This is a genomic window from Anaeromonas gelatinilytica, from assembly GCF_016820635.1.
GTDB lineage: Bacteria > Bacillota > Clostridia > Tissierellales > SIT17 > Anaeromonas > Anaeromonas gelatinilytica.
In genome coordinates, this window is record NZ_WSFU01000126.1 from 1 (window position 1) to 4,686 (window position 4,686).

The following is a 4,686-nucleotide window of genomic DNA, read 5'->3' on the forward strand; positions in this document are numbered from 1 at the left end:
GTTGTTGTTTTAGTTTTTCTATATTCATTCATATATACATTGTATTAGTTATACTGATAAACCACAATAACTATTTAAAAAATATCGCTTTCATCTCACATCTAAAGAAGTGGGCTTTCCCGCTCATAAGTTCTGTAATTTTTAAATAAAAAAACACCTTATTAATTTAAAGTGTTTTTCGTATGTATATTATTAGGATAGACTTATGTGTATAATTTAATATATAAATCCAGTTATGAGAGGTGAGATAATGTTCTTTAAAAGAGAACTGGAAGACCGAGTTGAAGATGCAAAAAAAAATAAAGAAGAATTAAATAGATTAATAGAAGAATATAAACCATTTATAGCAAGCACTGCTCAAAAGAGAGTGAAGAGATATTTAAGATATGGACAAGATGATGAACTTGCTATTGGTATGTTAGCTTTTAAGGAAGCGATAGATGCATATGATAGAAAAAAAGGAAAGTTTCTGACATTTGCTAAGATGATTATTAATTTGAGATTAATAGATTACTTTAGAAAAAATAAAAGAATAAATAGTGAAATATGTTTATATGGATATCAAGAAAAAACAAATATTAATATTCAAGATGAAAAATCTATACATATATTTAATGATTCAGAAAATAACAGAATAAGAAAAGAAGAAATATTGGAGTATAAAAAAGAATTACTTGAATGGGGGATTGAGTTTCAAGATTTGGTTAGAGTTTCTCCTAAACATAAAAAGTTAAGGGAATTATATAAAGAAATAGCAATTTTAATAATAAATTCTCCTGAAATATTGAAAAAATTAATTAGAGCTAAAAGATTACCAATAAAAGAAATTCAAAATAGAAAAAAGATACATCGAAAAAAATTAGAAAGAGGGCGAATATATATTATAGCATCGGTAATAGCTTTGAAAGGTGATTATACTTTTATCAGGGATTATATCAATGGAGGTGAGAAATAGTGAAGGGTGTTATTATGGAGATTAAGGAAGATAAGTTAATATTATTAACTGAAGATGGTAGATTTGTAGAAGTAGATAAAAATAGTAATAATGTAGATATTGGAGAAGAGATAAGTGTTAGTGATAATAAAATATATAATTGTAATGTGAAAAAATTTATAGCAGTTGCTGCCATGCTTTTAATCATAATGACAGGTGGTTATGGAGTATATGGATATTATAATCCCTATGGATATGTAAATATTGATATTAATCCCAGTGTTGAATTAACATATAATTTATATAATAGGATAATAAATGTAGAAGGAATAAATAAAGATGGAGAATATATAATTAGTAAATTAGGAATAGATATGCAAAAAAACAAAAAAATAGAAGATGTAATAAATAAAATTATAGATGAAGCTGTAGAGAATGGTTACATGGATGAAAAAGAAAATACAGTTTTAATTACATTAACGGATGAAAAAAAGAATATAGATGGTAATGAACTATTAAAATCAGTTAATAATTATATTGTGGAAAAGATAGTAAACAAAAAAGAGATAGAAGTCAAAGTGATATCTAATACAAATGAAAATTATAAAATTTCAAAGGATAAGAATGTATCACCAGGAAAAATGATATTAATTGATAAAGCAATAAATATAGATGATTCCTTTACAAAGGAAGAATTATATTCTAAACCTATAAATGAAATAATGAATGTAATAAAAAGTAGTAAAGAAGAAAAGAATACAAGATCGCATAGTTATAAAAAAAATAAAACTAATGAAGATGAAATTAACGAAAAAAACGATAAAAAAAATAATTTTCCAAATAATGACAAAAAAGTTATAGACAATAATAGTAAAAGTGAAAATGAAACTAATAATGATAAAATAAAAAATACCGATAATAAAAGTAAAAATGATAGTAATGATAAAAACAATAAAGATAATAAAGATAATAAAGATAAAAATAGCAAAGACAATGAAAATGGTAGTAATAATAATAATAAAAGCAATAAAAATAATAAATATAATAGTAATGATAATAATAAAAATAAGAATCTTAATAAAAGCAATTCAAATAATGGTAAAAAATAATTTAGGCCCAGTATATGGGCCTTATTCTTTTGCATTTTGAATTATATGAGTGCTAGAGCTATTAGAATAACTATCACCAATATAATTATACCTATTATACCATATAAAAGTTTTTTTCTTATGAAGAAAATTTTAGACATTAAATCACTCCTTATTTGTCTATAGGATGGAAAGAATTATAAGCTTATAGTATAATTTATTTAAGTGCAATTTTATATATTACTAATTATATTTAAAATACTATAATCCTATGACTATTTAGGAGGGGTTTAATGAAATGGTATATAAAAAAATATGAAGAATTAACAAAGGATGAATTGTATAAGATATTAAAGAAAAGAATCGATGTTTTTGTAGTTGAGCAAAATTGTCCTTATCTTGATATAGATGATAAAGACTTTGATTCTTATCATGTATATTTGGAAGATAAGGGAGATATTTTAACTTATTTAAGGGTATTAAAACCAGGGGTGTCTTTTGAAGAGGTTTCTATAGGTAGAGTTTTAGTAAAAAAGGATAGTAGAGGTTTGGGATTAGGAAAAGAATTAATGAAAATGGCTATTAAATTTATATTAGATGAATTAGAATATGATACTATTAGAATATCTGCCCAAGAATATTTGTTGAAATTCTATAAGGATTTAGAGTTTAAAGAAAATTCAAATGTATATCTTGAAGATGGTATTCCTCATGTGGAAATGATTTTTTCAAGGTAATAATAATTAAGGAGTGGATTTGATGAATGTAAAAATAATAACTGATAGTGCTTGTGATTTATCTCGTGATGTAATAGAAAAGTATGATATTGAGGTAATGCCTTTAACAGTTATATTAAATGAAGAAGAGTATTATGATAATATAAATATGAAGCCTGAAACTTTATATAAATTAATGAGAGAAGGAGAAGCACCAAAGACAGCTCAAGTTTCTCCTGGTAAATTTAAAGAAATATTTACTAAGTATGCAAAGGAAAAAAGAGATTGTATATATATAGGATTTTCATCTGAATTATCTGGGACATTTAATGCATCAGTAATGATGAAGGAAGAGATATTAGAAGATTATCCTGATTTTAATATTGAAGTATATGATTCTAAGGCTGCATCTCTGGGATTTGGATTAATAGTACATAAAGCTGCACAGATGGCTAACAATGGAAAATCAATGGGAGAAATATTGAAAACAGTAGATCATTACAGTAAACATATGGAGCATATATTTACTGTTGATGATTTGGAGTATTTATATAGAGGGGGAAGAGTAAGTAAAACTACTGCTTTTGTAGGAGGGCTCCTAAGTATAAAACCTATATTAGATGTGGAAGATGGAAAGCTTATTCCTATTGAGAAAATAAGAGGGAAAAATAAAGTAATAAAGAGAATGATAGAGATAATGGAAGAGAGAGGAGTTAACCTAGAAAATCAACTAGTTGGTATAAGTCATGGAGATGATTTAGAATCTGCTATGAAGTATAAGGAATTAATGGAATCTAAATTAGGTGTTAAAGATTTTATAATTACTACTGTAGGTTGTGCTGTAGGTTCTCATTCCGGTCCAGGAACAATAGCTATATTTTTCTTAAATGAAGAAGAGAAATATTAAATTTAAAATAATCGAGTAGAAGGTAATTAATTACCTTCTACTCGATTATTTTCTCTGGCTTTTTAAAATCATATCTATCTAAATCTACAGTAATAGATTCGATTTTTTGTTCATTTATTTTAAAGGAATATTCTAAAAAACTCAATAATTATAATATTAATTGATATTATGATAAAATAAAATTAATACATTTATATATTAGAGGTGATATAATGACAACGCTATATTTAACAAGACATGGTCAAACTGTGTGGAATTTTGAAAAGAGATTTCAAGGTCAATTAGGATCTCCATTGACAGAGATGGGAGTTAAGCAAGCACAGTGGTTAAGAGATAGATTAAAGAGTGTAGAGTTTCAAGCTATATATTCAAGTCCGTTATCTAGGGCTTATAATACTGCAAGTATAGTAAAAGGAGATAGAGATTTAAGAATAATTAAAGATGATAGATTAAAAGAAATGCATTTTGGAGATTGGGAAGGAAAAAAAGCAGAAGAAATAAACAAAAATCATAAGGAAATGTTTCATAATTTATGGAACAATCCTACTGAATATGTGTCGAATAATGGTGAATCTTATAAAGAATTATATGATAGGATTATTCCAGTAATAGAAGAAATAAAGAATAAACATGATGGAAATGTTCTTATAGTGGCCCATGGTATAGTATTGGCCATAATAATGTTATATGTAAAGGGAAGACCTTTAAAAGATTTATGGGAAGATACAGTATTGCCTAATACTAGTCTTACAATAGTAGAAGCAGAAAATGATAAATTTAATATAAAATTATATGGAGATGTGTCACATCATAAGTAAAATTAATAGATAATAGTAAAGCAGGATAAAGTTAAACTTATATTCTATCTCCCTTTTTCATTGCTACTAATATTATATTTAGAAAGTATAATGTTTGTGTTTTTAATATTTTCTTACTATATTCATCCATATTTATATACCTCCATTCCTACTCTTTCTCTGTAAGCGACAAAGATTTGACGTATAGAAACCAGATAAAATCAATGATATAATAAATCCAGTA

General features: G+C 25.4%; 5 protein-coding genes. All 5 read left to right on the forward strand.

All coding sequences use genetic code 11. The features are described from left to right. The first annotated feature begins 250 nt into the window (after positions 1–250). The 5 genes from sigI (at position 251) to GOQ29_RS11165 (ending at position 4,463) form a co-directional block, all read left to right on the forward strand. Positions 251–955 carry an RNA polymerase sigma-I factor gene (gene sigI, locus GOQ29_RS11145; protein WP_203372735.1) on the forward strand — a complete coding sequence of 235 codons (705 nt, stop codon included), beginning with the start codon at positions 251–253 and terminating at the stop codon, positions 953–955. Next, positions 955–2,043, forward strand: coding sequence for an anti-sigma factor domain-containing protein (locus GOQ29_RS11150; protein ID WP_203372736.1), 1,089 nt, complete (start codon positions 955–957; stop codon positions 2,041–2,043). The genes sigI and GOQ29_RS11150 overlap by 1 nt, the downstream gene beginning before the upstream one ends. A gap of 272 nt (positions 2,044–2,315) precedes the next feature. Then, the gene (locus GOQ29_RS11155; protein ID WP_203372737.1) at positions 2,316–2,759 is read left to right on the forward strand and encodes a GNAT family N-acetyltransferase; all 444 of its coding nucleotides are present in this window, start codon (positions 2,316–2,318) and stop codon (positions 2,757–2,759) included. A 22-nt stretch (positions 2,760–2,781) separates the two neighbouring features. Continuing rightward, on the forward strand, positions 2,782–3,645 hold the full coding sequence (locus GOQ29_RS11160) for a DegV family protein (RefSeq protein WP_203372738.1): 864 nt from the start codon (positions 2,782–2,784) through the stop codon (positions 3,643–3,645). A 212-nt stretch (positions 3,646–3,857) separates the two neighbouring features. After that, positions 3,858–4,463, forward strand: coding sequence for a histidine phosphatase family protein (locus GOQ29_RS11165; protein ID WP_203372739.1), 606 nt, complete (start codon positions 3,858–3,860; stop codon positions 4,461–4,463). The last annotated feature ends 223 nt before the right edge of the window (positions 4,464–4,686 follow it).

Bases quoted from the DNA above. Each gene is read 5' to 3' on its own strand.
- sigI (WP_203372735.1), top strand. From the start codon at position 251: ATGTTCTTTAAAAGAGAACTGGAAGACCGAGTTGAAGATGCAAAAAAA.
- GOQ29_RS11165 (WP_203372739.1), top strand. From the start codon at position 3,858: ATGACAACGCTATATTTAACAAGACATGGTCAAACTGTGTGGAATTTT.
- GOQ29_RS11160 (WP_203372738.1), top strand. From the start codon at position 2,782: ATGAATGTAAAAATAATAACTGATAGTGCTTGTGATTTATCTCGTGAT.
- GOQ29_RS11155 (WP_203372737.1), top strand. From the start codon at position 2,316: ATGAAATGGTATATAAAAAAATATGAAGAATTAACAAAGGATGAATTG.